At 69.1% G+C, this 26,991-nt stretch carries 26 protein-coding genes; 17 read left to right on the forward strand and 9 right to left on the reverse strand.

Annotated elements, in window-relative coordinates; all coding sequences use genetic code 11:
* The first annotated feature begins 17 nt into the window (after positions 1-17).
* The 4 genes from IE307_RS43620 to IE307_RS43635 are packed head-to-tail and all read left to right on the forward strand — an operon-like array spanning position 18 to position 3,436.
* On the forward strand, positions 18-947 hold the full coding sequence (locus tag IE307_RS43620) for an ACP S-malonyltransferase (protein WP_191305380.1): 930 nt from the start codon (positions 18-20) through the stop codon (positions 945-947).
* The gene (locus tag IE307_RS43625; protein ID WP_191305381.1) at positions 944-1,921 is read left to right on the forward strand and encodes a beta-ketoacyl-ACP synthase III; all 978 of its coding nucleotides are present in this window, start codon (positions 944-946) and stop codon (positions 1,919-1,921) included. Before IE307_RS43620 ends, IE307_RS43625 begins: the two co-directional genes overlap by 4 nt.
* Positions 1,922-1,967: 46 nt before the next feature.
* Complete coding sequence (locus IE307_RS43630; RefSeq protein ID WP_191305382.1) at positions 1,968-2,204, forward strand: acyl carrier protein; 237 nt, start codon at positions 1,968-1,970, stop codon at positions 2,202-2,204.
* The gene (locus IE307_RS43635) at positions 2,201-3,436 is read left to right on the forward strand and encodes a beta-ketoacyl-[acyl-carrier-protein] synthase family protein (protein ID WP_191305383.1); all 1,236 of its coding nucleotides are present in this window, start codon (positions 2,201-2,203) and stop codon (positions 3,434-3,436) included. Before IE307_RS43630 ends, IE307_RS43635 begins: the two co-directional genes overlap by 4 nt.
* Positions 3,437-3,964: 528 nt before the next feature.
* Here the strand turns inward: IE307_RS43635 and IE307_RS43640 are convergent.
* Positions 3,965-4,537, reverse strand: coding sequence for a hypothetical protein (locus IE307_RS43640; RefSeq protein ID WP_191305384.1), 573 nt, complete (start codon positions 4,535-4,537; stop codon positions 3,965-3,967).
* Between the two features lie 602 nt (positions 4,538-5,139).
* On the opposite strand from IE307_RS43640, the gene lanKC reads away from it, so the two are divergent.
* The 4 genes from lanKC (at position 5,140) to IE307_RS43660 (ending at position 11,375) form a co-directional block, all read left to right on the forward strand.
* The gene (lanKC, locus tag IE307_RS43645; RefSeq protein WP_191305385.1) at positions 5,140-7,704 is read left to right on the forward strand and encodes a class III lanthionine synthetase LanKC; all 2,565 of its coding nucleotides are present in this window, start codon (positions 5,140-5,142) and stop codon (positions 7,702-7,704) included.
* Positions 7,705-7,732: 28 nt separating this feature from the next.
* Positions 7,733-7,897 carry a SapB/AmfS family lanthipeptide gene (locus IE307_RS43650; protein ID WP_090058697.1) on the forward strand — a complete coding sequence of 55 codons (165 nt, stop codon included), beginning with the start codon at positions 7,733-7,735 and terminating at the stop codon, positions 7,895-7,897.
* Between the two features lie 143 nt (positions 7,898-8,040).
* Entirely contained in the window at positions 8,041-9,657 is a 1,617-nt protein-coding gene (locus IE307_RS43655) for an ABC transporter ATP-binding protein (protein ID WP_191305386.1), read from the forward strand.
* Positions 9,657-11,375: an ABC transporter ATP-binding protein gene (locus IE307_RS43660; protein WP_191305387.1), complete on the forward strand. Its 1,719-nt coding sequence runs from the start codon at positions 9,657-9,659 to the stop codon at positions 11,373-11,375. The genes IE307_RS43655 and IE307_RS43660 overlap by 1 nt, the downstream gene beginning before the upstream one ends.
* 30 nt (positions 11,376-11,405) lie before the next feature.
* Here IE307_RS43660 and IE307_RS43665 read toward each other — a convergent pair whose 3' ends face one another.
* Together IE307_RS43665 and IE307_RS43670 are read right to left on the reverse strand one after the other, a co-directional pair.
* Entirely contained in the window at positions 11,406-11,909 is a 504-nt protein-coding gene (locus IE307_RS43665; protein WP_191305388.1) for a DUF3145 domain-containing protein, read from the reverse strand.
* A 201-nt stretch (positions 11,910-12,110) separates the two neighbouring features.
* Positions 12,111-13,451, reverse strand: a complete 1,341-nt coding sequence (locus IE307_RS43670; protein WP_191305389.1) for a S8 family serine peptidase — start codon at positions 13,449-13,451, stop codon at positions 12,111-12,113.
* 444 nt (positions 13,452-13,895) lie between these two features.
* Between IE307_RS43670 and IE307_RS43675 the strand changes: the two genes are divergently transcribed.
* The 4 genes from IE307_RS43675 to IE307_RS43690 are packed head-to-tail and all read left to right on the forward strand — an operon-like array spanning position 13,896 to position 17,019.
* The gene (locus IE307_RS43675) at positions 13,896-14,825 is read left to right on the forward strand and encodes a hypothetical protein (protein WP_229905618.1); all 930 of its coding nucleotides are present in this window, start codon (positions 13,896-13,898) and stop codon (positions 14,823-14,825) included.
* A gap of 12 nt (positions 14,826-14,837) precedes the next feature.
* The gene (locus IE307_RS43680) at positions 14,838-15,197 is read left to right on the forward strand and encodes a VOC family protein (RefSeq protein ID WP_191305390.1); all 360 of its coding nucleotides are present in this window, start codon (positions 14,838-14,840) and stop codon (positions 15,195-15,197) included.
* A 3-nt stretch (positions 15,198-15,200) separates the two neighbouring features.
* Positions 15,201-15,617: a DUF6892 domain-containing protein gene (locus IE307_RS43685; protein ID WP_191305391.1), complete on the forward strand. Its 417-nt coding sequence runs from the start codon at positions 15,201-15,203 to the stop codon at positions 15,615-15,617.
* Positions 15,618-15,666: 49 nt separating this feature from the next.
* Entirely contained in the window at positions 15,667-17,019 is a 1,353-nt protein-coding gene (locus IE307_RS43690) for a dihydrolipoyl dehydrogenase family protein (protein WP_191305392.1), read from the forward strand.
* On the opposite strand, the gene IE307_RS43695 is transcribed toward IE307_RS43690, so the two are convergent.
* The 3 genes from IE307_RS43695 to IE307_RS43705 all read right to left on the reverse strand — a co-directional run bounded on the left by IE307_RS43695 (position 17,007) and on the right by IE307_RS43705 (position 18,542).
* Positions 17,007-17,624: a TetR/AcrR family transcriptional regulator gene (locus tag IE307_RS43695; RefSeq protein WP_191305393.1), complete on the reverse strand. Its 618-nt coding sequence runs from the start codon at positions 17,622-17,624 to the stop codon at positions 17,007-17,009. The two genes, IE307_RS43690 and IE307_RS43695, sit on opposite strands and share 13 nt — an antisense overlap.
* A 95-nt stretch (positions 17,625-17,719) precedes the next feature.
* Entirely contained in the window at positions 17,720-17,938 is a 219-nt protein-coding gene (locus IE307_RS43700; RefSeq protein ID WP_191305394.1) for a DUF6343 family protein, read from the reverse strand.
* A gap of 1 nt (position 17,939) precedes the next feature.
* Positions 17,940-18,542: a hypothetical protein gene (locus tag IE307_RS43705; protein WP_191305395.1), complete on the reverse strand. Its 603-nt coding sequence runs from the start codon at positions 18,540-18,542 to the stop codon at positions 17,940-17,942.
* A gap of 137 nt (positions 18,543-18,679) precedes the next feature.
* Between IE307_RS43705 and IE307_RS43710 the strand changes: the two genes are divergently transcribed.
* The 3 genes from IE307_RS43710 (at position 18,680) to IE307_RS43720 (ending at position 23,997) form a co-directional block, all read left to right on the forward strand.
* Entirely contained in the window at positions 18,680-19,108 is a 429-nt protein-coding gene (locus IE307_RS43710; protein WP_191305396.1) for a MarR family winged helix-turn-helix transcriptional regulator, read from the forward strand.
* 125 nt (positions 19,109-19,233) lie between these two features.
* Positions 19,234-21,465, forward strand: a complete 2,232-nt coding sequence (locus IE307_RS43715) for a HelD family protein (protein ID WP_191305427.1) — start codon at positions 19,234-19,236, stop codon at positions 21,463-21,465.
* Positions 21,466-21,480: 15 nt separating this feature from the next.
* A complete protein-coding gene (locus IE307_RS43720; RefSeq protein ID WP_191305397.1) occupies positions 21,481-23,997 on the forward strand; it encodes an NACHT domain-containing protein in 2,517 nt (838 codons plus the stop codon).
* Here IE307_RS43720 and crcB read toward each other — a convergent pair.
* The 3 genes from crcB to IE307_RS43735 are packed head-to-tail and all read right to left on the reverse strand — an operon-like array spanning position 23,942 to position 25,021.
* Positions 23,942-24,280, reverse strand: coding sequence for a fluoride efflux transporter CrcB (gene crcB, locus IE307_RS43725; protein WP_191305398.1), 339 nt, complete (start codon positions 24,278-24,280; stop codon positions 23,942-23,944). The genes IE307_RS43720 and crcB overlap by 56 nt on opposite strands.
* Positions 24,277-24,558, reverse strand: a complete 282-nt coding sequence (locus IE307_RS43730) for a fluoride efflux transporter FluC (protein WP_308436450.1) — start codon at positions 24,556-24,558, stop codon at positions 24,277-24,279. Before IE307_RS43730 ends, crcB begins: the two co-directional genes overlap by 4 nt.
* Positions 24,559-24,577: 19 nt before the next feature.
* Entirely contained in the window at positions 24,578-25,021 is a 444-nt protein-coding gene (locus tag IE307_RS43735; RefSeq protein WP_189159962.1) for a MarR family winged helix-turn-helix transcriptional regulator, read from the reverse strand.
* Between the two features lie 156 nt (positions 25,022-25,177).
* On the opposite strand from IE307_RS43735, the gene IE307_RS43740 reads away from it, so the two are divergent.
* The gene (locus tag IE307_RS43740) at positions 25,178-26,113 is read left to right on the forward strand and encodes an MFS transporter (RefSeq protein ID WP_191305400.1); all 936 of its coding nucleotides are present in this window, start codon (positions 25,178-25,180) and stop codon (positions 26,111-26,113) included.
* 74 nt (positions 26,114-26,187) lie between these two features.
* Positions 26,188-26,991, forward strand: a complete 804-nt coding sequence (locus IE307_RS43745; RefSeq protein WP_191305401.1) for an SAM-dependent methyltransferase — start codon at positions 26,188-26,190, stop codon at positions 26,989-26,991.

Raw genomic sequence — 26,991 nt, forward strand, 5'->3', positions numbered from 1 at the left:
CAGCTTTAGTAATCGACGTGATCGCACTCCTCGCGCCCGGACAAGGGTCCCAGACGCCCGGCATGCTCACCCCCTGGCTCGAACTGGAGGGGGCGGAGAAGCAGGTCCGGACGTGGTCGGAGATCACGGGGCTCGACCTGGTGCGCCTCGGCACCACCGCGGAGGCCGGCGAGATCGTCGACACCGCGATCACCCAGCCGCTGGTCGTGGCACTCGCGCTGCTCGCGTTCGACGAGCTGCGCCGCCGCGTCGAACTGCCGTCCGCCGTCGTCGTCGGCGGCCACTCGGTCGGTGAGCTCGCCGCCGCGTCGGTCGCGGGCGTCATCAGCGCCGACGACGCCGTCGCCCTGGCCGCCGTGCGCGGTCGTGCGATGGCCGAGGCGTGCGCCCTCGAGCCGACCGGCATGGCCGCGGTGCTCGGCGGCGACGAGCAGGAGGTGCTCGCGCGCCTCGAGGAGCTCGGCCTCGTCCCGGCCAACCGCAACGGCGCGAGCCAGATCGTCGCGGCCGGTCCCCACCCCGCGCTCGACGAGCTCGCGGCGAACCCGCCCGGCACGGCGAAGGTCCGCAAGCTGGCCGTCGCGGGCGCGTTCCACACCAAGTACATGGCGCCGGCAGAAGACGCCGTGCGCGCGCGTGCCGCCGAAGTCACCACGCACGACCCGTCGCTGCCGCTGCTGTCCAACAAGGACGGTCAGCTCGTCACCGAGGGCTCCGAGGTGCTGGCGCGCCTGGTCTCCCAGGTCACGAGCCCGGTCCGCTGGGACGTCTGCCAGGCCACCCTCGTCGAGCGCGGCGTCACCGGCTCGGTCGAGCTGCCGCCCGCCGGCGTGCTGACGGGTCTCGCCAAGCGTGCGATGAAGGGCACCGCAACCCTCGCCCTGAAGACCCCTGACCAGCTCGAGAAGGTCGCGGAGCTCTTCGACACAGTTGGAGCCGTTAAGTGACGACCTTCCAGGCCCCGCAGCCGTCCGCGGGTAGCCGCATCCTCGGCCTCGGCAGCTACCAGCCCGAGACCGTGGTGAGCAACCACGACCTCGCCGCGCGCATGGACACCTCGGACGAGTGGATCCGCGAACGCGTCGGCATCGCCAACAGGCGCGTGGCCGCGAAGGACGAGGGCGTCGTCGACATGTCCGTCCTCGCGGGCGGCAAGGCGATCGAGGACGCGGGCCTCTCGCCGCAGGACATCGGCGGCGTGATCGTGGCGACGTGCACCATGCCGTCGACCATCCCGAACGCCGCCGCGCAGGTCGCCACCAGGCTCGGCATCACCGCCGCGGCCGCGTTCGACCTGAACGCCGCGTGCGCGGGCTTCTGCTACGCCGTCGCGACCGCCGCGGACATCGTCCGCGCGGGAACGGTGAAGAACGTCCTCGTCATCGGCGCGGAGAAGCTCACCGACTGGACCCACCAGGACGACCGCTCGACCGCGATCATCTTCGCGGACGGCGCCGGTGCCGTCGTGGTCGGCGCCAGCGACACGAACGAGATCGGCCCCGTCGCCTGGGGCTCGGACGGCTCGATGTCCGAGGTCATCAGGATCGACGACCGCGACTCGTTCATCCACCAGGAGGGCCAGACGGTCTTCCGGTGGGCCACCACGCAGGTCGCCCCGGTGGCGATCCGCGCGGCCGAACTGGCGGGCGTCGAACTGTCCGACGTGGACGTGTTCGTCCCGCACCAGGCGAACCTGAGGATCATCGAGGCGATCGCCAAGCGCCTGCGCAAGCAGGGTGCGCGCGAGGACCTGAAGGTCGCCCGAGACATCGTCGAATCCGGCAACACCTCCTCCGCCTCGGTCCCCATGGCACTGGACCACATGAGGGCGGCGGGCGAGATCTCCTCCGGGGATGTCGTGCTGATGGTCGGTTTCGGCGCGGGCCTGTCCTACGCGGGACAGGTGGTCCGGTGCCCGTGAGCACCACCCCCGGTTTTTCCATCGTTTCAATCGAAAGGGAACTTCAGTGAGCGACACCGTCCTTTCCGGCCTTGCCGAGATCGTCGAAGAGGTCGCCGGCGTTGCCGCCGACGACGTCACCGCTGACAAGTCCTTCGTGGACGACCTGGACATCGACTCGCTGTCGATGGTCGAGATCGCCGTCCAAGCCGAGGACAAGTTCGGCGTGAAGATCCCCGACGACGAGCTGGCCAACCTCAAGACCGTTGGTGACGCGGTGAACTACATCACCAGCAACAAGTGACTTCGGGCATCGAGGTCGTCATCACCGGGCTGGGTGCCACCACCCCGCTCGGTGGTGATGTCACGTCCACCTGGGACGCGCTTCTGGCCGGCAAGAGCGGGGTCCGCCCCATGACCCACGACTGGGTCGAGAAGTACGACCTGCCGGTCAAGATCGCGTCGCAGCTCGTGGTGGACCCGACCGAGGTGCTCCCCCGAGTCGAGGCACGCCGCCTGGACCGCTCCGAGCAGGTCGCCATCGTGGCGTCCCGCCAGGCGTGGTCCGACGCGGGCCACAACGACGACACCGTCGACCGCCAGCGCCTCGCCGTGATCATCGGCACGGGCATCGGCGGCGCGATCACCCTCCTGACCCAGGACGACCTCCTGGAGACGCAGGGCCTGCGCAAGGTGTCGCCGCTGACCGTCCCGATGCTGATGCCGAACGGCCCGGCCGCGCACGTGGGCCTGGAGCTGCGGGCACAGGCGGGCGTGCACGCCCCGGTCTCCGCCTGTGCGTCCGGCGCCGAGGCCATCGCCTGGGCCTACCGCATGATCATGTCCGGCGAAGCCGACGTGGTCGTCGCGGGCGGCGCCGAAGCGTGCATCACGGCCATCCCGGTGGCGGGCTTCTCGCAGGCCCGCACCATGAGCACCCGCAACGACGAGCCGGAGAAGGCCTCGCGCCCGTTCGACACGGGCCGCGACGGCTTCGTCCTCGGCGAGGGCGCGGGCGTCATGGTCCTGGAACGCCGCGAGTTCGCGGAAGCCCGTGGCGCCAAGGTCTACGGCCGTCTCGCCGGCATCGGCACCTCGGCCGACGGCTACCACATCACCGCCCCGGACCCCGAGGGCGTGGGCCAGTCCCGCGCCATCGCCGCGTCGCTGCGGTCCGGCGGCATCGACCCGGCCGACGTGGGCCACGTGAACTGCCACGCCACGTCCACCCCGGTGGGCGACGTCGCGGAGACCGTGGCGATCCGCAAGGCGATCGGCGACCACCCGGTCCTGACCGCCCCGAAGGGCGCCCTGGGCCACCTGCTGGGCGCGGCAGGAGCGGTCGAGGCCATCGTGACCGTCCTCTCGATCCGCGACGGCATCGTTCCCCAGACCCTCAACCTGGAGAACCTCGACCCGGCCGTCACCCTGGACGTGGTGGCGGGCGAACCCCGCAAGATCAAGCTGGAGGCCGCCGTGAACGACTCGTTCGGCTTCGGCGGCCACAACGTGGCCCTGGCCTTCACCCCGGCCTAGGTACCACCGCACCACCCGGCGCCCCGGTCCGCACTGCGGACCGGGGCGTTGTGCGTTCCAGGCCAAGACGGGGGCGAGGCGGGCAGCGCAGGGCGGGCGAGGTAGAGCGCGGCGGAGGGCGGCACGGCGTGGAGGTAGAGCAGCACGGCGGACCTTGGGGCGCGGGGAACACAGCTGACGGACGCGATCGGGGCGAGCGGTGTGGAGGGACGCTGCGCGGCGGGCCGCGGCGCGGAACGCGGCGGGCCCGTGGGCGCGGCGCGGAACGCGAATCGCGCTGACGCCCAAGGGCTCGGCGCACTCCACTCAAAGCAACAGCAAGCCGCCCAAAAGCAACAGGCGTGCCATCAACCCGCGAGCGGCGCCGGCCGGTCCTCGATCAGATTGTGGGGGTCTGGGGGCGGCGCCCCCAGGAAGCAGCCGCAGCACAAGCCCGCAACCCGCCCACCTGCGAACAACGAACCGCCACCCGCCAACGAACCAGGGGGACGACCTACGCAACCGTTGCGCCACAACAAAAGCGCACCCTCAGCACTTCTCCATCTGGGGGTTCCGGTTCTCCGCCGCCTCGTCCACCTTCAACTCCCCACCCTCCCAGACCAACACATAAACCACCCGCCACCGAATACAAGCCTCGGGCAAAGCAGGCGGTGCCTTCTCAACGTCCTGAGTGGACACGAACGAGATCAGAACCCGCAACCGCCGCCCCACCACGTCGGACTCGACCCGCTGCACCACCATCCCGCCGTCCCGGGTGGTCTCGTAAGCAGCGATCCACCCGGCCTCCGAGGTCACGGAAACCCGCCGAGCCGACACCACTCCACGCCAAGAGGCGAAGTCCAGCGAGTTGATCGCGTCGAAGTACTCCTGCAGCACCCGCTGCACGGACGTCCGGTCCGGGTGTGTGAACGAGTCCGGGCTGAGCCGGACCTCCGCGGGCCCCGGCAGCGGTCCCGCGACCGACGAGGACTCGACGGCCGGTGTCCCCTTGGCCTCGGCCGGACGTGCGTAGACGGTGCGGCCCACCATTCCCGCCGCCACCGCCGCACCGGTGATCACCACCACGGCCGGCACCAGCCAGCGGCTCGCCACGCTCCCCACGACCGCAGCCTAGTCGTACGGCGCGGCGGGCAGCCGAGGCCCGCTCATGAACAGGCGGCGTTACATCAAAACACAATATTCACTCGAACGATTTCGTCACACGAGAATTCATCTAGATGCATGTGGCAAGACAATGTTTGCTACATAGAAGTCGGTATCCAATCTCCTCCAACGAATGGGTTCCAATGGTCCATCCAGTACCGCCATTCGGCCGCACCAAACACGCAATCGCAGCCAATCAAGGCTTCACTCGGAAAGAGCAGCCAACACAGCGCGTGCACGACCGGTACCCCCTTGCGACTATACGTCGAGGACGAAATGGAATACCGCAGCTCAGAGGGGTCGAGGATACGGAACGTCACTGTGCCGTCTAGCGGAAACGGAGTAAAGGGCCGGTCAGGCCACCGGCAGCAAACATCTCAACCGGGTGAGATGGACCCAAACCTCATCACGTCGAGTCACATACGCACCGGTAACCAATGGTCTTTCGGACACGAACGGGGGACCCATATGACTCGAACGGCGGATTCCCCATAGCTGCGAAATTGTGCGGGAATATGCCGCGTCAAACAAAACGCAAACGAGTCAGGGAGGGGAATTCGGTGGACCTCAGATACGAGGCGTACTGCTTCGCCGATCGGCAGTTCTACGATCTGCAGAGCAGCACCGAAACCACTCCCGCGGACGACTTTTCCACTGAACTCCCCGCTCTCCCGGCCGGCTGGGCCACGGTGGAGCGCAACGTGTGGAGGCACCACCACCCGAAGGGTGTGGAGCTCCCCAACCAGGGGTGGAAGATCCACGTCTCCGCCGGGCTCGACAACGCGGGCCGGGTGTTGAAGGCGACCTTCGACTACTGCGTCGAGCGGCGCATCCCCTTCAAGTACCTGCAGACGATTTCGATCGTCCTGGCCCGCAACTCGAAGTACGCGCCGCGGGACGGCAGCGGCAAGCTGATCACGATCTACCCGGTGGACGCCGAGCAGCTCGAGACGATCTGCACCGAGTTGGCGCAGGTCCTCGACGGTGAGCACGGGGCGTACATCCTCAGCGACCTGCGCTTCGGCAAGGGGCCGCTGTACGTGCGCTACGGCGGGTTCGCCGAGCAGTGGCTGGAGGTCGACGGGCAGCAGGTGCTCGCGATCGCGGGTCCGGACGGCGAGCTCGTCGCGGACAGGCGCAAGCCGGTGTTCAGCCTCCCCGAGTGGATCGAGCTGCCCGCCTTCCTCAAGCCGCACCTGGCCGAGCGCAACGCCGGCGACCCCGCGAAGTTCCCCTACGAGATCAAGAGGTCGCTGCACTTCTCCAACGGTGGCGGTGTCTACCTCGCGACGCGCAGGAGCGACGGCAAGGAGGTCGTGCTCAAGGAGGCGCGGCCGCACGCCGGGCTCGACCGCGAGGGCCGTGACGCCGTGGCGAGGCTCGAGCTCGAGCACGAGATCCTCACGAAACTGCACGGGATCGACGGTGTTCCCGAGGTGTACGACCGCTTCACGGAGTGGGAGCACCTGTTCGTGGCCATGGAGTTCATGCCGGGGCGCTCGCTCGGGCAGTGGCTCGGCCACAACTACCCGTTGACGCACAAGGACACGACGCCCGAGCTCCTCGAGGACTACCGCGTCAGGGCCCAGGCGCTGATCGCCAAGGTCGAGGACCTGGTCGAGCGGGTGCACGAACGCGGTGTCGTGTTCGGCGACCTGCACACCATGAACATCCTGGTCGGCGAGGACGACGAGGTCTCGCTCATCGACTTCGAGCTGTCGTCGACGATCGAGGACGTGCACCGCCCGACGCTGGGCGCGCCGGGGTTCCAGGCGCCGAAGGACCGCGAGGGCTTCGACATCGACGCCTACCCGCTGGCCGCGCTCAAGCTGTGGATCTTCCTGCCGCTCAACGCGGTGCTGGAGCTCGCGCCGGCCAAGCTGCGCCAGCACGTGCACGTGATCACCGACCGGTTCGGGCTCTCCGAGAACTACCAGCGGGAGATCCTCGACGTGCTCACGCCGCGCGTCGACCCGCCGGCAGACCCCGCGTTCACCTCGTTCGACGACGAGAACCCGGACTGGGCGGTCGTGCGCAAGGAGATCGCCACGGCGATCCTGCACAGCGCGACGCCGCACCGGAAGGACCGCCTGTTCCCCGGCGACATCGAACAGTTCGAGACCGGCGGGCTCGGTTTCGGGCACGGCGCGGCGGGTGTGCTGCACGCGCTCGCGGACAGCGGCGAGGGCCGCCACCCCGAGCACGAGCAGTGGCTGGTCGAGGCGGTCCGCAACGATCCGCCCAAGCAGCCCGGATTCTTCGTCGGCGCGCACGGCATCGCGCACGTGCTGGAGAACTTCGGCCACCACGACATCGCGACCGAGCTCGTCGAGAGCTACGTCCCGCTCGTCCGCACCACGCAGGACCACGGGCTCAGCGCCGGCCTGTCCGGCATCGGCCTCAACCTGCTGCACTTCGCGGACTCGCGCGACGACCGGAACTTCACCACCCAGGCCGAGGAGCTGGCCGAACGGCTCGCGGCGCAGCTCTCCGAAGCACCCCCGCCCGGTCAGAAGGCGAGGGCGGGACTGCTGCACGGCTGGTCAGGCCCCGCGTTGTTCTTCCTGCGCCTGTTCGAGCACACGGCGGACCCGCGCTGGCTTGACCTGTCCGAACAGGCGCTCGAACGCGACCTGGCCGAGACGATGGTCGCGCTGGACGGTTCTCTGCAGGTGCGCGACGGCACGTTCCGAAGCCTGCCGTACGTGGGCATCGGCGGCGCGGGAATCGCGTTGGTGCTGACGGAGTTCGCGAAGATCGCGCCGGAACGTCCCTGCGCGGCAAGGCTTCCCGAGCTGCTCGGCGGGTGCACCGGCGAGTTCGTCATCCAGCCCGCGTTCACGCTGGGCAGGGCCGGACTGGTGGCGGCGCTGGCCCACGCGACCAGGCACCAGCCGGACGAGCGCCTCGAACGCGCCGTCCAGCAGCACCTCAGGGCACTCGGCTGGCACGCCGTGCGCTACGGCGGAGGGCTCGCCTTTCCCGGTGTGCAGCTGCGCCGGCTCTCCATGGACCTCAACACCGGCGGTGCGGGCGTGCTGCTCGCCATCGCCTCCACAGTGGACGGACGTCCACCACTCCCCTTCCTCGGAAGGGCCCAGGCCCCGGTCCTCTCGGACCGGTAGCAAGATCCCTCGAAACTAGGAGACAGTCATGGGCTTCATCCTCGACATGCAGGACCTCGAGACCCCCGAGGCGCCGAGCAACGCGATGGCGTCGGGCCACGGCGGCGGCGGTGGCGGCGGCTCCACGACCGCGTCCAACGCGTCGCTGCTGCTCCCCTGCTCGCACAGCACCGTCAGCCTGCTGGCCTGCTGACCTGCGCCTCAACTGAAACACCGCGGTGAGTGAGCGGCATAGGCGAAGTATGCCGCTCACCCTCCGACTGCAGGGCCCGGCAGCCGGCCAGCTGTCGGGCCCTCGCTCATGATGCGCCCTGAAGACCCCCGGAGGAACAGCCGATGGCCAAACCCGGTGACGCTCTGCTGTTCTCCGTGGTCCGCCGCGACCACCGCCCGTGGTTGCTGCTGCTCAACGCCGCGGTCGCCACGACCGGCGGCCTGCTGCTCCCCGCGGCCCTCGCCGACGCCGTCGACATGGCGCTGAGCGGAACGTTCGTGCTGTTCACCGTGGTGTGGCTGCTCCTGCTGGCCGCGACCGAGATCGTCGGGGACGCGATCGGCATCGTGCTCGCCGCGAGCGCCACGAGCCGCGCGACGGCCTGGTTGCGCCGCAAGCTCTCCCGCAAGCTGCTCGTGCTCGGCCACCCCTCCCCGTTCGCCGCCGGTGACGCGGTGAGCCGCGTGACGGGCGACTGCGGCAACGCGGGCGGCATCGCCGTCACGATGATCACGCTCGTCGTCACCGCCGTGTCCTCGGCGGGCGCCGTCGTCGCGCTGGCACTGCTGGACTGGCGGCTCGCGGCCGTGTTCGTGGTGAGCGTCCCGCTGGCGGGGCTGTTGATCCGCACCCACATGCGCATGACCGCCGACGACGTGCTGACGTACCAGGAAGTCTCGGGTGAGGTGTCCGCCCGGCTGCTCGACTCGGTGTCCGGTCTGCGCACGATCGCGTCCGCCGGCATCGCCGGCCGCGAGACGGACCGCGTGCTGGAGCCGCTCCCCCGGCTCGCCGCGGCCGGCGCCGGCATGTGGCGCACCCAGGCGAAGATGATGTGGCGGGCAGGGTTGCTGCTGCCCGCCGTCGAGGTCGCGGTGCTCACGGCCGCCGGTTTCGGTGTGATGGAGGGCAGGCTGAGCACCGGTGACGTGCTCGCCGCCCTCGGTTACTCGGCGCTCGGCATGGGAATCGTCGGCCAGATGACCCAGCTGACCGTGCTCGAACGGACCCGAGCCAGCGCCGGCAGGATCGCCGAGGTCCTCGACACCCCGATACCGAAACGCCCTGCTCCCCAGCCCTCCAACGGCGTCATCGAACTGCGGGACGTCCATGTCGGCGGCGCGTTGCACGGCGTGAGCCTGATGATCCCGGCCGGCACGTTCGCCGCGGTGGTCGGCAGTTCCGGCGCGGGCAAGTCGACGCTGGCGGCGGTGCTCGGCGGACTGTCCGCTGTGGACTCCGGCGAGGTCCGCGGCCACGACGCGGTCGGGTACGCGTTCGAACGTCCCGCGCTGCTGGGCACGACGATCGGCCGTTCGATCGGCTACGGCACGGACGCGGACGAGGTCCAGGTCAGGGACGCCGCCGTCGCCGCCCAGGTGCACGACGTGCTGATCCGCCTGCCGCAGGGCTACGAGACGCCGGTGGCCGACGCCCCGCTGTCCGGCGGTGAGGCGCAGCGGATAGGTCTCGCCCGCGCGATCATCCGGGACCCCGACGTGCTCGTTCTCGACGACGCCACCGCGAGTCTGGACACCGTGACCGAGGCCAAAGTGGACAAGGCGCTCACCACGGCGTTGCCCGGCAGGACGCGGGTCGTCGTGACGCACCGGCCGGCGACGGCCGCCAGGGCGGACCTCGTGGTCTGGCTGGAGAACGGTCGCGTCCGGGGCACCGGCACCCACCGGGAGCTGTGGAACCACGAGGACTACCGAGCCGTGTTCACCGGGGGCGAGTGATGCGCTTCTACCTCTCCACGCTGGCAGGACATCGCAGAGGTGTGCTGATCCTGCTCGGCTGGTCGCTGCTCGAGGGCATTCCCGCGTTCTTCGGCGGCAGGCTCGTCGGCACCGCCGTCGACCAGGGCTTCGCCGCCGGGGATCCACTGGCCGGCGTGCTGTGGCTGCTGGTGTTCGCCGGGCTCGCGGTGGCGGGCGCGCTGGGCCAGCGGCAGGTGTTCGCCCGGCTCGGATCCGTCGTCGAACCGATGCGCGACGCCCTGGTCGCGCGGGTCGTGCGGGGCGTGCTGAACGACCCGTCGCACCGCCGCACACCGGACGCCAGCGCGGTCGCCATGATCACCCGGCACGTCGAGGTGGTCCGCGACGCCACCGCGGGCGTGCTGGTGCAGGCCCGTGCCCTGCTGGTCACGACGGTCGCCGCGCTCGTCGGCGTCGCGACGACGGCCGCCGCGCTGATCTGGCTGGTCGTGCTGCCGATCGTGGCCGCGTTGCTGCTCTTCGGGTTGATGCTCCCCTCGCTGGCCAAACGTCAGCGCGACGCGGTGATGGCCGACGAACGCACGGCGGAGGCGTCCGGCTCGGTGCTCACCGGGCTGCGCGACGTCGCCGCCTGCGACGCGGCCGACGAGGCCTACCGGGACGTCGCGAGGCAGGTCGACCAGCAGGCCAGGGCCACGATCACCGTCGCGTGGGCGAACTCGTTGCGCGCCACGGTGATCGCGCTCGGCGGCTTCGCGCCCATCGCCCTGCTGGTGGCGTTCGCCCCGCCGCTCGTCGCGTCCGGCCAGCTCACGACGGGTGCGGTGCTGGCGGCCGTCGTCTACCTGACCAACAGCGTGAACCCCGCCCTGCACGGCCTGGCCCGCACCACCAGCACGGTCGTGATGCGGCTGATGGTCGCGCTCAAACGACTCCAGGAGGCGGCACCGCGCGCCGACGAGCGGGCAGGCACCGAGACCCCGTCCAACGGGGAGTTCGTGCTGCGCGACGTGACGTTCGGCTGGAGCCCGGACGCGGAACCGGTGGTGCGCGGCCTGTCGCTCGACCTGCGTCCCGGCGACCACCTGGCGGTGGTCGGCCCGTCGGGCATCGGCAAGTCCACAATGGCCAGTCTGCTCACCGGGCTGATGGCCCCGGACGACGGCCGGGTCCTGTTCGGCGGAGCACCCGTCGACCGGGTGACCCCGGCGGTCCGGCACCACGCGATCGCGCTGATCCCGCAGGAGACCTACCTGTTCACGGGCACCGTGCGGGAGAACCTGGCGCTTCTCGCACCGCGGGCGACCGACGAGGACCTCCTCGACGCGGTCAAGAAGGTTGGCGCCAAACAACTCCTGGACAGGATCGGCGGCCTGGACGCCGCGCTCGGGCACGGCGGAGAAGGACTTTCCGCTGGTGAGGCGCAGCTCCTGGCACTCGCGCGGGTCTACGTGACGTCCGCCGGCGTCGTCATCCTCGACGAGGCCACGTCACACCTGGACCCGGCCGCCGAGGCCCGCGTCGAACGGGCTTTCGCGGAAAGACGGGGAATTCTCGTGGTGATCGCACACCGGCTGAGCTCGGCGTTGCGGGCCAACCGGGTGCTGGTCATGGACGGCGGCAAGCCGTTGCTCGGCACCCACGAGCACCTGCTCAAGACGTCCGCGCTCTACGGACAGCTCATGCTGGCGTGGGATCCCACGCACCGAGAAGAAACCCCGCTGCCCAAACGGTGAGCGGGGTCCACTCAGGACTGAACGGCTCGCTCAGCCAACGCGGTGCAGCCAGGTGACCGGTGCGCCGTCTCCCGCACGGCGGAACGGTTCCAGCGCGTCGTCCCACGCGGCGCCGAGGAGCTCGTCGACGCCGTGCGCGAAGGATTCACCACCTCTGGCTCTGGTGGCGAGAGAACGCAACTGGTCCTCGTTGACCACTATGTCGCCGTTGGCCGATGTGCGGGCGTGCCACAGCCCCAAAACGGGCGCGAAGCAGAAGCGCTCCCCGTCCTGACCGGAGGAAGGTTCCTCGGTCACCTCGAACCGGAGCATCGGCCACGCGCGCAGCGCGGCAACGAGCTTGGCGCCGGTGCCGGCGTCTCCGGTCCACGCGCATTCAGCGCGCAACTGGCCTGGTGCCGCTGGTTGCGCTGCCCACCTGAGGTCTACCCGGACACCGAGGGTGCCCGAGATCGCCCACTCGACGTGCGGACAGACCGCAGACGGCGACGAGTGGACGTAAACCACGCCACTGGTGCTGCCACGGGTGCTCACTGCTGACCTCCGCTACTCGACGAGGGACGTCTTCCCCTACGCCTTTGTCGAGAGTGAGGTGATCACCGCGAAACCCGTTCGCTGCATTCTGCCTCGACTTGAGGCATGTCCGCCATAAGAACCAGCTCGATCATCACCCGACCGGGGCAGATACAGGTCTTAAGTCCCGATCTACCCCGCCGAGCGATGCCCGATCGTGATCTACAGCGCGTTTACCGCGGCCACCACGTCGACCAGGCCGGTCCCCTTGTCGAAAGACGAGGTGAAGGGCCCTGCCGGCTGGTAGCCCGTGCCGTACTTGTGGGCCGACGACTTCAGCGCCCGCTCGACGTCGGCGGGCGTCGCGGAGGGCTTGGCCTGGAACAGCTGTGCGACGATCCCGGCGATGTGCGGCGCCGCCATCGACGTGCCGCTGATCGTGTTGAACGTGCCGAGGTCGAGCAGTCCCGGCCCGTTCTGCGGCTTCAGGCCGGTCGCGCAGATCGGCAGGTACAGCCGGCACGACGAGGCGATGTTCTCCCCCGGCGCCGAGATGTCCGGCCACGTCGCCGGGTCGGTGGCCAGGCCACGGGATGAGAAGTCCGACACAGCGCCGTCGCGGGTGCCGGTCTCCTGGTCGTTGTAGGAGGCGACGGATATCACGCCGGGTGTCGGGTCGACGCCGGGCGGGTTCGACAGGTTCGCCGACCCGTCGCCGCCGTCGTTGCCGTTCGCCCACACCACCACGACGCCTTCGGCCACGAGACGGCGCTGCAGCTTGACGGTGACCGACTCGGGGTCGAACGCACCGCCGCCGGACGGCCCATAGGAGTTGTTGATCACCTTGATCGGCGGGCAGGCCGACGCGGGCACGCCGGCGCCGCACGGTGCCCGGTGGTTCTCCAGCACCCAGTTCAGCGCGGCGTCCGCGCCGAGGATGAGGATCGCCGCGCCGGTCGAGATCACGACGCCCTTCGCGCCCGGCGCCGCGCCGCGGATCACCGGGCCACCGGTGGTCCGCACGTCACCGCCGATCGCGATGCCGGTGACGTGCGTGCCGTGCCCGCCGAGCGAGGTCGTGTCGGTGTCGAGGAAGTTCGGCACCGGCACGATGCAGTTCGTCTGCACCGAGCCGTCCAGGCACAGGCTCTTGAGGTTGCGGACGATCCTGCCGCCGAACGACGGGTGCGTCGGGTCGACGCCCGAGTCGATCACCGCCACCGACACCCCCGCGCCGGTCAGCCCGAGGTCGTTGCGGGCGTCCAGGCCGCGGGTGGCCGTGTGCGAGGTCGAGCCGAGGAACCGGATCGGCTTCTGGACCTCGACGCGCGTGACGCCCGGCCTGGCCCTGGCGGTGGAGATCCGCGCCGAGTCACCCCTCGCGGCGACGACACCGATCTTGCCGAAGCTCGTGAGCCTCTGCAGACCGGCCGCCTCGACCGCCTGTTCGGCGGCGGCGATGTCGGTGCCGTGGACGTAGACCGTGGAGGTCGGAGCGGCCGTCGCGACAGGGGAGGCGACGGCCACCAGCAGTACGGCGAGCGATGCAGCGCGTTTGTACATGGACCCTCCGTGAACATAGGCAGGCAATCCAACTAACGAGTGATCCACATAACGGTGACGGCCATCACGCAATGTCTCGACCGAGTGCGTTCGGGTGATCCCGGACCGCTACGGTGTCCCCCCGTGCGGAAAGGTAGGGACTCGTGCGGCTGATCCGTCTGGGCGCTGAACCTTCGGCCATTGGGGCGGACGTGCGTGCCGCCCTCACGGCGTGGGGCGCGGGTACCGGAGTGCTGGGTGGCGTCGCGCTGATCGGCGTCCAGCCACCGGACTGCCCCGTGCCGCTGGACGCGATCGTCGTGCTGCCCAAGGGCGTCCTCGTGATCGTCGGCGTCGACCTGCCCGATCCCGGGATCAAGCTCGAGGCGCCGCTCGGCGGTCAGTGGGCGATCGACGGCTGGCCGCTGGTCTCCCAGGACCGCGCCGAACCCCGCGACCGAGGCCGTGGCCGCGGCGACGGCGGTGGCGCAGCGGATCCAGGCGATGCGCGCGGAACCGCTCCCGGTCAGCACGGTCGTGGCGGTCGGCCCGTTCGTGAGCCAGGTCGTGCAGCCGACGAACGACCTCAACCGCGGCGTGCGGGTGCTGCACCCCAAACCGTCCACTTTGCTCAGTGCGGCCCGCGAACTCGCGACGTCGACCGTGCCGTGCACGGCCGACCACGCCGTGAAGCTCCTCGCGATCCTGCAGACCACCGGCACACCGCCGGAGTCGCGGACGCTGTTGTCCGAGGGCTTCAGCGACGAGGTCACCGACCTCGCGGCGGCCAGCACGATGCTGATCCCCAAGGCCCAGATCCGCCAGGCCATCGGGCGCAAGCGCTTGCCGGGCAAGCTGACCTGGCCGTACCTCGCGGCGGCGGGACTGCTCGCGCTGGTCCTCGTCGTGTGGCTGGTGGTGGCGCTGCCCGGCGACGACAAGCCTGCCGACGCGACGCCCGCGCCGACGTCGACGCAACCGACGACGGTGGTCGTGGACGGCACCGCGTTCGTGCCGAAGGAGATGAAGAAGGACCAGGACTGCAAGACGCAGGCGTTCGGCGACGTGAAGGCGTGGCTGATCGCGAACGACTGCGGGGTGCTGCTGCGCGCCACCTACGAGACCACGGTGCAGGACAAGCAGGCGACCGTGCTGGTGGCGGACATGGACGTGTACGACGCCCCGAGCGCGAAGGCGTTGCACTCGGTCGTCCTGCTGCCCGGGTCGGGCGGTGTGCACGGGCTGGACGGCAAACCGCTGGAGAACGCGGCGTTCGCGAACAACGTCAAGGGAAGCCACGTGACGTTGGCTTTCGCGGTGTGGTCCGGCGGTGCGGGCGACCCGTCGCTCGAGCCGATCGCCAAGCAGGCGTTGCGGCTGCCCACCACCAGGTAGAGGGTGGAGGACATGGTCGGACAACTGCGTTCTGTCGTGCTCGACTGCCCCAACCCCTCCGAACTCGCGTCGTTCTACGAGAAACTGCTCGGTGCGGAACGACTGGCCGGAGGGGACGACACCTGGGTGGTGATCGTCGCGAACGGCACGCGCGTCGCGTTCCAGCTCACCCCGGAGTACCGGCCGCCGACGTTCCCGGACCCGCACGGCTCGCAGCAGTTCCACCTCGACGTGCTGGTCGACGACGTCGAGGAGGCCGAGCCGGAGGTGCTGGCACTCGGCGCCCGGTTGCTGCAGAAGGACACCGGCGACGACTTCCGGGTGTACGCGGACCCGGTGGGCCACACCTTCTGCCTCATGTGGCTTCCTTAGGACATGAGCCAGCCGATTCCGTTCACCGACCTCAACTTCAAGCTCGCCGTCGTCCAGGAGCTGATGTACGTCCAGGAGCTCCTGCCTAGGTTCGACCTGCGCGAGCACGCCTCCGCACAGGGCTTCACCTACGACGACGGGAGCTTCGGGGCGGTGCCCGAGGCACTGGCCCACTTCGAGGCGCTCGAGGTTCCCGCCGGGCTCGCGGAGAAGATCACCGAGATCCAGATGGACGGCGGCAACGAGATCTACCTGCAGATCGCGCCGAACTGGGACGGCGAGGACGACCTGTTCGACGTCGACGAGTTCGCCGACCTGCGGCACTTCCCCAACCTGAAGTCGATGACGCTGTTGTACACGGGCGACCAGGAGGCGCTGGAGGCACTGCGCGCCCGCGGGATCGAGGCGGACTGGGTCTGACCGGCTCGCGCGGACGCGGACCCGGGGCGCAGAGCCTAGTGTTGCCGCCATGGACTTCGACGTCATCGTCATCGGTGGTGGCCCCGTAGGTGAGAACGTGGCCTGGCGGACGGCCGCAGGAGGCCTGTCCACCGCCATGGTCGAGAAGGAACTGGTCGGCGGCGAGTGCTCGTACTGGGCCTGCATGCCCTCGAAGGCGTTGCTGCGCTCCGGGCACGCGCTCGCCGCCGCCCAGCGGGTCAAGGGCGTGGTCGGCGGGTCGCTCGACGCGGCCGCCGTGCTGGAGCGGCGCACCGGCTTCACCTCCAACTGGGACGACAGCGGCCAGGTCCAGTGGGCCGAGTCGGAGAACATCCACGTCCTGCGCGGCAACGGTGAGGTCACCGGCGAACGCGAGGTCACCGTTCGCGGGGCGGACGGCGAAACCGTGTACCGCGCACGTCATGCCGTGGTCGTGTGCACCGGCAGCGTGCCGAAGATGCCCCCGCTGGACGGCATCGGGGACACTCCCGTGTGGACCTCGCGCGAGGCCACGTCGGCCCGCGAGGTGCCGGACTCGCTGGTCGTGCTCGGCGGTGGCGTCGTCGGCGTCGAGATGGCGCAGGCGTGGGCGCGACTGGGCTCGCAGGTGAAGCTCGTCGTGTCCGGTGACCGGCCGCTGCCGAAGATGGAGGACTTCGTCGGCCCGCTGGTCGCCGAGGGTCTTCAGGCCGACGGCGTCGAGGTGCTGCTCAACGGGCGCGCGTCGTCGATCAAGCCCGGCGAGCTGACGTTGCAGGACGGCCGGACGGTGCGGGGCTCGCACATCCTCGTCGCCACCGGGCGGGTGCCGGCGACCAAGGACGCCAAGCCGCTGACCATCGACGACTCCGGGCTCGTGTCCGGTGTGGACGGCCGGTGGCTGTACGCGGCCGGGGACGTCACCGGCCGCGCGTTGCTGACGCACCAGGGCAAGTACCAGGGGCGGGCGGTCGGCACGGCGATCCTGGAGCGCTCACGCGGGTTCGAACCCAAGGAGCGGTCTGCGGGGCAGGCGTGGGCCGATCACGTGGCGGTACCTCAGGTCGTGTTCACCGACCCCGAGGTGGCGTTCGTCGGGCACACCGCCGAGGAGGCGCGCGCCGCCGGGCGTGACGTGAAGGTGGTCGACCTCGACATCGCGGTCGCCGGGTCGTCGCTGCACGCCGACGGGTACAAGGGCAGGACGCGGATGGTCGTGGACGAGCGGACGCGGACGCTCGTCGGTGTCACGTTCGTCGGCCAGGACGTCGCCGAGCTGCTGCACTCCGCCACCGTCGCGATCGTCGGGGAGGTCACCGTGGACCGGTTGTGGCACGCGGTGCCCGCCTACCCGACGATCAGCGAGGTCTGGCTGCGGATGCTCGAGTCCTACGGGCTCTGAGGTCGTTCCAGCACGGCTCCGAGCATGCCGGTGAGCAACTCGTCCGCCGTGTCGACCACGTACGCGCGATCGTCCTCGTCGTCGACTCTTTCGGCGAGCTTGAACAGCGCGTCCGCGGTCTGCACGGCGATCCGGAACGTCAGCATCACCGGGGCGTCGCCGTGGGCGCCGAACCGGCCCACGAACATCTCGGCCAGCCGTTCGGCCATCAGCTCGTACTGGTCGACGCTCGAGTCGAGGCGGTGGCTGTCCAGCATGTCGCTGAACCGGACGCGCCCGAAGCCGGGCACGTCCGCCAGCATCCGCATGTACACCGCGACGACCTGCTTCATCGCCTCGCGCCACGTGTCCGCGATCTGGCCCGCGGTGAACAGCGCCTCCACCTCGCGGAGATAAGTCTCCATACCGCGAAGTGCCAGAGCGTGCACGACAGATCGTTTGTCGGGGAAGTACTGATAGAAAGAACCAATGGGCACTCCGGCCACATCGACGATGCGTGCCGTGGTGATGTCGTCGTAGTCGTATTCGTTCAGCAGGCTCGCACAGGCGTCCAGGATCGCGGAGACGGTCGCCGCGCCGCGCTGTTGCACGGGCTGCCGGCGCATCACCCTGGCTAACCTGCCTTTTGCCGGATCTTCATGCACACGGACATCTTTATCCACAAGTGCTCTTAATCCCAAGCACAGGTTGCCGACAGTTTTCAGCCGGGATCTCCGCGGCGTTTCCTGCGCGCCACCCAGCCGAAGTCCACGAGGCAGACGGCGGCGAGTAGCAAAAGCAGGATCCCGAGCCAGGTGAGATCAGCTCGCAGCGCCAGCCAGCCGGCCACCGAGTTGAAGACCAGGCCGAATCCCGCCAGCCACAACCGCAAGGTCAGGGCGCTGCGCGGGGGCGCGGGCGGGGGCAGGTAGTCGCTCACCTCATCCGGTTTCCCGCAGCAGCGGAGCCTCAACCCGCCTCAGCAGGCGCGGCGGTTTCGTCACGTAGGGGCGGACCAGGCGGACAACGGCCAGGCCAGGGGCTATGAGCGGGACCACGGCGGTCAGCACGGCGGCGGTGATGCCCGCCCGCACGACGTCCTTGGGCATGACGGCGACGCGGTCGACGACGAACGCGCGCCGGCCCGTGATCGACACGGCCGCGAGGACGAGCAGGAACACCACCATGCTGAGCATCGCCCGCTGCACGGCGTGCTCGTACCCGGCCGCCTCCCCCGCGACCAGCACCGCGAACCACCCGGCGAGAGCGGGCAGCTGACCCTGTTCGGTGGTGGCCGCCCAGCTCAGACCACCCAGCGTCGCGAGCCACACGAGGACGTCGGCGCGCTCCTGAGCCCATAGGGATGCCGAATCGAGGGGAATGCCGGTCCAGGCCAGCAGACCGAGCGGGCTCAGGGGGTCGTCGGCCAGCTGGGCGAGCACCCAGGCGAGCGTCCACGCGGAGAGCAGCACCGCGACGACGAGCTGCCACCGGGGCCGGCGCACCACGCAGCGGGCGAGCCGGACGATCTCCGCACGCGTCATACCCCCACCTTGCCGTTTCCTGGTGGTTTGCGGAGAAACGTCACCCCAACGCTCACCCTTACGGCCCCCGTCCGTGCCGGTTCATCACGCAGCGCAATCCACGATCGAGCTACGGAACCCTTCTTAGACTTGAGGACATGAGCATTGATCGGCTTCTGCGTCTTCCCAGCTACCTGATGCTCGGGCTGGCGCGCGAAGCACGCCGGATCGGACGCGCGGGCCTGCGCGGCCCTCACCTGACGGTGCTCGCGTACCTGTCCGAGCAGGAGGCGGTGGCGCAGAAGCGGATCAGCGACCGGGTGCGGATGGACCCGAGCGACCTGGTCTCGGTCCTCGACGACCTCGAGGGGTTCGGGTTCGCCCGGCGCAGACGCGACGAGAAGGACCGGCGGCGGTTCACCGTGTCGATCACCGGTGAGGGCAGGCAGGCGCTGGACGAACGCCTGGAGACGGCCCGTGCGCAGGAGGACGAGCTGCTGGCGCCGTTGACACCGCACGAGCGGGATACGTTGGCCACACTGCTGCGGAAGGCGTACCTGCACCACGCTGATCTGCGTGTAGATTAGACAGTCTGCGCTCAGCGACCACAGCGCGGGCAGGACAATGCGAATCGGAATTAAAGCCGACGCCGCATGATATCGAGAAATGAGGCAAGTTGTCAAGCCCCTCCGATGACCTCCGGCTCGCCGAAATGGAGCCGGAGCAGGAATACGTGGCCATGTTGTACGGCCGGCTCGACGACCTCCGTGAACAGACGTCGAAACGACTCGCACAATCGTTGCGACAAACCGGCGGCACGCACCAGATGCGGTCCGAGCGCGACACGTCCGTCGCGATGTACACAGATCAATTGGCCCAGTACAGCGCTGTCGAGAACGGACTCGCGTTCGGCCGGCTCGATTTCCACAACGAAGACCGCTTCTACATCGGCCGAATCGGTCTGTTCGACGAGGACAAGGAATACGAGCCGCTGCTGATGGACTGGCGGGCGCCCGCCGCCAGGCCGTTCTACCTCGCCACCGCCGCCTCCCCCGACGGCGTGCGCCGGCGCAGGCACCTGCGGACCCGCTCCCGCAAGGTCATCGGCCTCGACGACGAGGTGCTCGACATCAACTCGGCCGACGTGACCCGCAGCGAGTCGCTGACCGGCGAGGCGACGCTGCTCGCCGCGCTGAACGAGTCGCGCACCGGCCAGATGAGCGACATCGTCGCGACCATCCAGGCCGAGCAGGACCTCATCATCCGGTCCGAGCTCAACGGCGTCGTCGTCGTGCAGGGCGGACCGGGCACCGGCAAGACCGCCGTGGCGCTGCACCGAGCCGCATACCTGCTGTACACGCACCGCCGGCAGCTCGCGAAGCGCGGTGTCCTCGTCGTCGGCCCGAACACGACGTTCCTGCGCTACATCAGCCAGGTCCTCCCGTCCCTCGGTGAGACCGGCGTGCTCCTGTCGACGGTCGGCGAGCTGTACCCGGGACTGACCGCGGTCGGCAGGGAGTCCCCGGAGGCGGCGGCCGTGAAGGGCCGCCTCGAGATGGCCGACGTGATCGCCGCGGCCGTGCGCGACCGCCAGGAGGCGCCGCCGTTCGTCGAGATCCGCTTCGACAACGACGTGCTGCGCCTGGACCGCCGGGCCATCTCCGAGGCGCGCGGCAGGGCGCGCCGCACCCGCCGCGCGCACAACGAGGCCCGCCGCACGTTCGCCCGCGAGATCATCGCGACGCTGTCGGGCATGGTGGTCAACCGCCTCGGCGGGCACCTGCTCGACAAGGCCGACGTGGACGACATCCGCCGCGAGCTGCGCGAGTCCGACGAGGTGCAGGCCGCGATCTCGTCGCTGTGGCCGGTGCTGACGCCGTTCTCGCTGCTCTCGGAGCTCTACCGGAACCCGAAGCGCCGCAACCGCGCCATGTCCAAGTTCACCCGCGAGGAACGCGACCTGCTGCAGCGCTCCACCGACGACTGGACGCCGGCCGACGTCCCGCTGCTGGACGAGGCCGCGGAACTGCTCGGCGAGGACGACACGGAGGCCAAGGCCCGCGCGGAACGCCAGCGCCGCCAGGCCATCGAGTACGCGCAGGGCGTTCTCGACATCCTCGACCTGGACGACGACGCGGACCCGGACCTTCTGATGGCCTCGGACCTGATGGACGCCTACAGCCTGGCCCAGCGCCACGGCGTCGACCGCTACGAGACCGCCGCCGAGCGTGCAGCGGCCGACCGCACCTGGACGTTCGGCCACGTGATCGTGGACGAGGCCCAGGAACTGTCGGCGATGGCATGGCGCACGCTGATGCGCCGCTGCCCCAGCAAGTCCATGACGGTCGTGGGCGACATCGCGCAGACCGGCGACATCGGCGGCGCCACCTCATGGGGCTCCGTCCTCTCGCCGTACGTCCAGAACCGTTGGCGCCTCACGGAACTCACGGTCAACTACCGCACACCGGCCGAGATCATGGAGGTGGCCGCGGACGTCCTCGCCTCCGTGGACCCCGCCCTGGTGCCGCCGACGTCCGTGCGCGAAACCGGTGTCGCGCCGTGGGTGTCTTCCGCGTCGTCGTTCGCGTCCGACGTGCCTGCGCTGATCGCCCGTGAGGTCACCGCCGTCGGCGACGGCAAGATCGCGGTGATCGTGCCGGCCGCGCTGCTGCCTTCCGTGGGTTCGGCCATCGCCGCCTCGGTCCCGGGATCGTCCGTCGGCAACGAGCTGGAGGAAGCCCAGGTCGTCGTGCTCGGCGTGACCGACGCGAAGGGCCTGGAGTTCGACTCCGTCGTCGTGGTCGACCCGGAGGGCATCCTCTCCGAGTCGCCGCGCGGGGCGTCGGACCTCTACGTCGCGCTGACCCGTGCCACGCAACGGCTTGGTGTGGTGCACACCGGCACGCTGCCCGATATGTTGGCGCGCCTGAAGGACGTTTCGTAACGAACGGAGACCCGGATGGCCAGCATCGAGTCGGCGGTCATCCGGGTCGTCGTGGACGTGAGCGACAAGCTCTCCGACCGCCTCACCGACTCCGGAGAACTTCCCAGCGCGGCATCAGCGAGCGCCGCGACCGCCGGTCTCTTCACCGACCTGGGCCGCCCGGACGTCGAGGCTCTCGAGGCCTACCTCGACTCCCCCGGCTTCGCGACGGTCGTGGCGCAAAAGCGCATCGGCAACATGGCGGGCAAAGCCGCGAAGGACCAGCTGCGCGAAGGCCTCCGATTAGCCGGTATGTCCGACCACCCGCTGTCCCGCGTCACCGACGTGGTGCACGACGTGATGATCGCCGCCTGCCAGGAGGTCGAACCGCACTTCGGCCGCACCAGCGGCATGATCGACCGCCGCGACCTCTACACCGCGGCCACGAACAACAGCATCCTGCTCAAGCGCCTCAAGTCGTCCGCCCGGATCCACACCTTCGCGGCCCGCCTGCGCGACCAGGTGGTCGCCCTGCACAGCCGGATCCGCATGCCGCACATCGGCGTCAGCCGCTCGGTCCGCTACGACCAGCTCTACGTCGAGCCCACCCTCGCCTCGAAGACCCCGTTCCGACTCTGCGCGCCGGGCGAGCGGGTGCTGGTGCAGGGCGATCCCGGTGCCGGCAAGTCGACCCTGGCCGCGAAGCTCGCCCACGACGTGGCGGTGGACGGCACCGGTCGCGTGCCGTTCCTGGTGGTGCTGCGGGAGTTCGCCACCTCGTTCGACGAGGGCGGGCGCGACCTCCTGCACTACCTGGAGAAGCTGTGCCAGGCGCCGTACAACGTGAAGCCTCCGCGTGACGGCGTCGAGTACCTGCTGCGCACGGGACGGGCCGTCGTGATCCTTGACGGGCTCGACGAGCTGGTGCAGACGGAGTTGCGGCGGCGAGTCGTGTCGTTGGTGGAAGGGTTCGCGCACCTCTACCCGTTGGTGCCGATCCTGGTCACGGCACGGAAGGTCGGATACGAGGATGCGCCTTTGAGCACGGACATGTTTGTGACAAGCCACATCGCGGAGTTCGACGATTCTCAGGTCGCCGCCTACGTGTCACGGTGGTTCAAGCTGGACGAGGCCACCTCGCCGGCCGAGCAGGACCAGCTGATCAGCTCGTTCATGGAGGACAGCGCGCAGATCTCGGAGCTGCGCAGCAACGCGTTGCTGCTGACGTTGTTGTGCGCCATGTACTCCAGCGACCGGTACCTCCCCCACAACCTCGCTCAGGCCTACGAGCGGTGCGCGCTGATGCTGTTCGAGCAGTGGGATTCGAAGCGCGGCATCGACTTGCCCCTCAAGTTCCTCGGCCGTCTGCGCGGCGCGGTGCAGCACCTCGCGTGGAAGATGTTCAGCGCGGCGGAGTCCGGCAAGCCCCAGACCCGCACGAAGGTCGTCAACAACCTCGCGCAGTACCTGGACAAGAAGCTCGACGACCACGACGAGTCCGTGGCGATGGCGGAGGAGTTCCTCGCGCACTGCACCGGTCGCGCGTGGATCCTCGCCGACGTCGGCGCGACCGAGTCCGAGCCGCAGTTCGGCTTCACCCACCGGACGTTCCTCGAGTACTTCGCTGCCGAGTACCTCGTGCGCACCCATCGCACGGCCGAAGCTTTGTGGGCGGTGCTCAAGCCGAACATCGAGCAGTGGGATGTGGTGGCACAGATCGTGTTGCAGCTCTACGAACGCAACGTCGAGGGCGGTGCCGACGAACTGCTGGCCGAGGCGCTCTCCGACGGCGGACTGGGGTTCGCCGCCCGCGCGTTGCACCACGTGGCCCCCAGCGATCGCACAGTCCGGGCGATCACCGCTGCGGCGCTCGACCAGTTCATCTCCGTCCCGATCGAGGTGCGCACAGGGCTCACTCCTGCCGACACGACAATTTCGGATGCACCACTGGCAGATTGTGTACTTGACTCCTCCAACCTGAACAGGCCGGTGATGGAGCGAGCGCTGACCGACGAGGTCGCGGTGCTCGTGGTGCGAGGCGAGATCGGCGCCATCCTCGTGATCAATACGCTGCTTGGCGGGACGAAGCGGTGGAGTGCGGTCCGCGAGGAACTGCAAGAGCTTCGAGAGTCATCGCCATGGGCGCAGTGGGCCATCGACAAGCCGGATCTCCTGAAAACGATCATTTATCGCACTGGAGCAGCGGCGCTCTACACAAAATGCAACGTTCTCGGCACGACGTACGCCGCGCCGTCGTTCCCTCTGGTCAAGGCCGACGCGATCGCCATCTTGATGACCACTCTGCCCACTCCGTGGCTAGTCAAGCCTGAGCAAGCGGAGCCAGCACACTTCGGGGTCGAGGACAGTTTCCGAATGATGCTGTGCCTGCCGTATCTGGAGACGTTGGAAGAGAGGGCATTGCCTGATCACTGGCATTACGCCGACGGGATCGTCGAGCCGGTGCGCGCGTTTCTCCTGAGCTGGGAACGCGGCGAGATCAGCGTGCTAGCTCAAGACCAACAGCCGCCGCACCAATACCCAGCGCCACACTGACGACCACGTTCAGCAAGGCTGACCGGTACTTCTCGGCTTCCAGCAGCTTCACCGTCTCGTAGCTGAACGTCGAGTAAGTCGTGAGCCCGCCACAAAACCCGACCCCGAGCAGCGGCATCCAAGACGTCCCAACAACAAACCCGATCAACAAGCACCCGACCACGTTCACCACCAAGGTGCCGAACGGAAAGTCCCAGGAGTGCCGCGACTGCACGAACCGGTCGAGCAGATACCGCACCGGAGCCCCCAGAGCAGCACCGAGAAACACCGCCAACACCGTCACCGAGTCACCCGCAACCCGAGAAACGCCGCCACCACAGCACAAACCGGCGTGGCCACCAAAGCCCAAGACCAAGAAGCGGCATACGACGAGAACGTCGTGAACCCGCCCAACACCCCGACCCCGAAGAACGCCCGGACCAACGGCCGAGGCACGGTCCCCATCAACACACCGATGAGGAACGACCCCACCACGTTGATCAGGAACAGCCCCCAAGCCCCAGGCACCACCACGGACAGCCCATAACGCGCCACTCCCCCAAGCCCGCCACCCAGCGACACCAGGGCGACGAACCGGAGATCAGGCGGAGGGTTCGGCAAGGTGCTCCACCAGGTGGTCCAAGGCCTTCAACGCGCGCACGACGTCCTCCCGTTCGGAAGACTCCAGCTTGCCCAACGCCGCACCGATCCGCTTCTCGTGCTCGCGCTGCCAGACGAGCAGCTGTTCGTGTCCACGGGGTGAGACGGATAGCCGCGCTACCCGCCTGTCCTTGGGGTCACCGCCCCGCACCACGAGGCCCGAGTCGATCAGTTGGGACACCAGTCCGGACACCGTGTTGGGCGCCAGCCGCAACGCCGCGGCGAGGTCGCCGACCTTCATCGGGGGGCGTTCCGCGAGGGTCTGCAGCAGCTCTACCTGCGCCATCGGCAGGGATTCCCACGGCCAGTCGGCCCGGATGCTCGTCCGCAACGCCCGGCGCAGGCGGGTGACGACGTCGGTGAGCGTGCGGGCTTCGTCTGACATGCGGAAATGATACTGAACTCCCGGCAATAGCTCGGTGTCAGATATAATCGGCCTACGATAAACTGGTTCGTCACTGAGTCGCCCAGACCGGCGTGGATCGCACGTCGGGCGTACGCGCCTTGGCTGGTCATCGCGACCGTCTGCTTCGGGGCTTTCATGGGGCAGCTCGACGCCTCGATCGTCACGCTGGCGTTCCCCGCGATGGCCGCGCACTTCCACGCCGACCCGGAGTGGATCTCGCTCAGCTACCTGATCACCCTGGTGGCGCTGCTCGTCCCAATGGGCAGGATCGCCGACCGGGTGGGCCGCAAGATCGTCTACATCTACGGCTTCGCGTTGTTCACGGGAGCGTCCGTCGCGTGCGTCTACGCGCCGGGGTTCGACGCCCTGATCGCGGCGCGGATCGCGCAGGCCGTGGGGGCGGCGATGTTGCAGGCGAACAGCGTCGCGCTCGTCACCACGGCGGTGGCGCCCGAGGAGCGGCGCAAGGCGCTCGGTGTTCAGGCCGCGGCGCAGGCGGCGGGGCTGGCGGCCGGGCCGTTGCTCGGCGGGTACCTCACCGAGAACCACGGGTGGCAGGCCGTGTTCGCGATCAACGTGCCTATTGGCATCATCGCCATGATCGCGGGCCACTACCTGCTCCCGCGCACGAAGACCGCTCGTGACAAGGGAAAGCCGACCTGGAAGGTCCTGCCGGGGCTGCTGGGCGTGCTGCTGACCTACGCCGTGTTGTTCGCGCCGATGACGTTGCTGCCGTTCACCATGGAACAACCCTTGGCACATATAGGTCTCACAGTCGCCGCGTTGCCGCTCGGGTTCGCGATCGCGGCGACGTTGCTGAGCAGGCCGGGGATCAGGACGGGTGCGCTGATCACGGCCGTGGCGCTGCTCATGCCTGTGCCGCAGGTGGTTCAGCTGGTCGTCGTGGGCATCGGGCTCGGGATCATCGCGCCGGCCTGCACGAAACGCGTGATGGGTGCGTTGCCGGAGGGGTCGGCGGGGGTCGGGAGCGGGCTCGTCAACGTCGCGCGCGGGCTCGGTACGGCACTGGGTGTCGCCGTGGCCACCTTGCTGATTCACACTTTCCAGTGATAGCAGTAGGTTCCACTGCGCCAAACGGGCTCAAGCACTGCCGTGCGGACACACCGTCTCAGTAGCCTGTTCCCATGTCTGAACGGGTGAGTTGGGTTCCGGAAGGCGTCGACACCGGCATGCCGAGCGCCGCGCGCCTCTACGACTACCTGCTCGGGGGAGGGCACAACTTCGCGGCCGATCGCGCGCTCGCGGAGAAGTTCCTGCAGGCCCAGCCCAACGGACGCACGATCGCGCGGCTGAACAGGTCGTTCCTGCGCCGGGCCGTGCTGTTCATGATCGACCGGGGCATCCGCCAGTTCCTCGACCTCGGCTCCGGCATCCCCACGGTCGGCAACGTGCACGAGATCGCGCAGAAGGCCGACCCGGAGGCGCACGTCGTCTACGTGGACTTCGAGGAGGTCGCGGTCGCGCACAGCCAGCTCATCCTGGAGCACGACCCGCGCGCGACGATCATCCAGGAGGACATGACCAAGCCCGCCGAGGTGCTGCAGGCGGCCCGGTACAGCGGTCTGATCGACTTCACGCGGCCGGTCGGCGTGCTCACGGCCGGCGTCTTCCACTTCGTGCCGCCGCAGGCCGACCCGAACGCGATCGTGGCGGCGTACCGCGACGCCGTGCCCTCGGGCAGCTACCTCGCCGTCTCGCAGTTCACCCACGACCTGCAGCCCGAGGAGATGGCCGGGATCGTCGAGGTCATGAAGAAGAGCCAGAACCCGATGTACCCGCGCACGAAGAGCGAGATCGAGTCGCTCTTCGCCGGGTTCGAGCTGGAGGAGCCCGGCATCGTGCCGACGCCGTTGTGGCGTCCCGAGAGCACGAACACCGACGATCCGGACAAGGCGGGCATCTACGCGGCGGTCGGCCGCAAGCTGTAG

It is taken from the genome of Lentzea cavernae, assembly GCF_014653695.1.
Lineage (GTDB): Bacteria > Actinomycetota > Actinomycetes > Mycobacteriales > Pseudonocardiaceae > Lentzea > Lentzea cavernae.

Excerpts from the sequence above, each read along its gene's own strand:
- IE307_RS43650 (WP_090058697.1), top strand. The coding sequence starts at position 7,733 with ATGGGCTTCATCCTCGACATGCAGGACCTCGAGACCCCCGAGGCGCCG.
- IE307_RS43655 (WP_191305386.1), top strand. The coding sequence starts at position 8,041 with ATGGCCAAACCCGGTGACGCTCTGCTGTTCTCCGTGGTCCGCCGCGAC.
- IE307_RS43660 (WP_191305387.1), top strand. The coding sequence starts at position 9,657 with ATGCGCTTCTACCTCTCCACGCTGGCAGGACATCGCAGAGGTGTGCTG.
- IE307_RS43670 (WP_191305389.1), bottom strand. The coding sequence starts at position 13,451 with ATGTACAAACGCGCTGCATCGCTCGCCGTACTGCTGGTGGCCGTCGCC.
- IE307_RS43680 (WP_191305390.1), top strand. The coding sequence starts at position 14,838 with ATGGTCGGACAACTGCGTTCTGTCGTGCTCGACTGCCCCAACCCCTCC.
- IE307_RS43685 (WP_191305391.1), top strand. The coding sequence starts at position 15,201 with ATGAGCCAGCCGATTCCGTTCACCGACCTCAACTTCAAGCTCGCCGTC.
- IE307_RS43690 (WP_191305392.1), top strand. The coding sequence starts at position 15,667 with ATGGACTTCGACGTCATCGTCATCGGTGGTGGCCCCGTAGGTGAGAAC.
- IE307_RS43695 (WP_191305393.1), bottom strand. The coding sequence starts at position 17,624 with ATGCGCCGGCAGCCCGTGCAACAGCGCGGCGCGGCGACCGTCTCCGCG.
- IE307_RS43705 (WP_191305395.1), bottom strand. The coding sequence starts at position 18,542 with ATGACGCGTGCGGAGATCGTCCGGCTCGCCCGCTGCGTGGTGCGCCGG.
- IE307_RS43710 (WP_191305396.1), top strand. The coding sequence starts at position 18,680 with ATGAGCATTGATCGGCTTCTGCGTCTTCCCAGCTACCTGATGCTCGGG.
- IE307_RS43715 (WP_191305427.1), top strand. The coding sequence starts at position 19,234 with ATGGAGCCGGAGCAGGAATACGTGGCCATGTTGTACGGCCGGCTCGAC.
- IE307_RS43720 (WP_191305397.1), top strand. The coding sequence starts at position 21,481 with ATGGCCAGCATCGAGTCGGCGGTCATCCGGGTCGTCGTGGACGTGAGC.
- IE307_RS43735 (WP_189159962.1), bottom strand. The coding sequence starts at position 25,021 with ATGTCAGACGAAGCCCGCACGCTCACCGACGTCGTCACCCGCCTGCGC.
- IE307_RS43740 (WP_191305400.1), top strand. The coding sequence starts at position 25,178 with ATGGGGCAGCTCGACGCCTCGATCGTCACGCTGGCGTTCCCCGCGATG.
- IE307_RS43745 (WP_191305401.1), top strand. The coding sequence starts at position 26,188 with ATGTCTGAACGGGTGAGTTGGGTTCCGGAAGGCGTCGACACCGGCATG.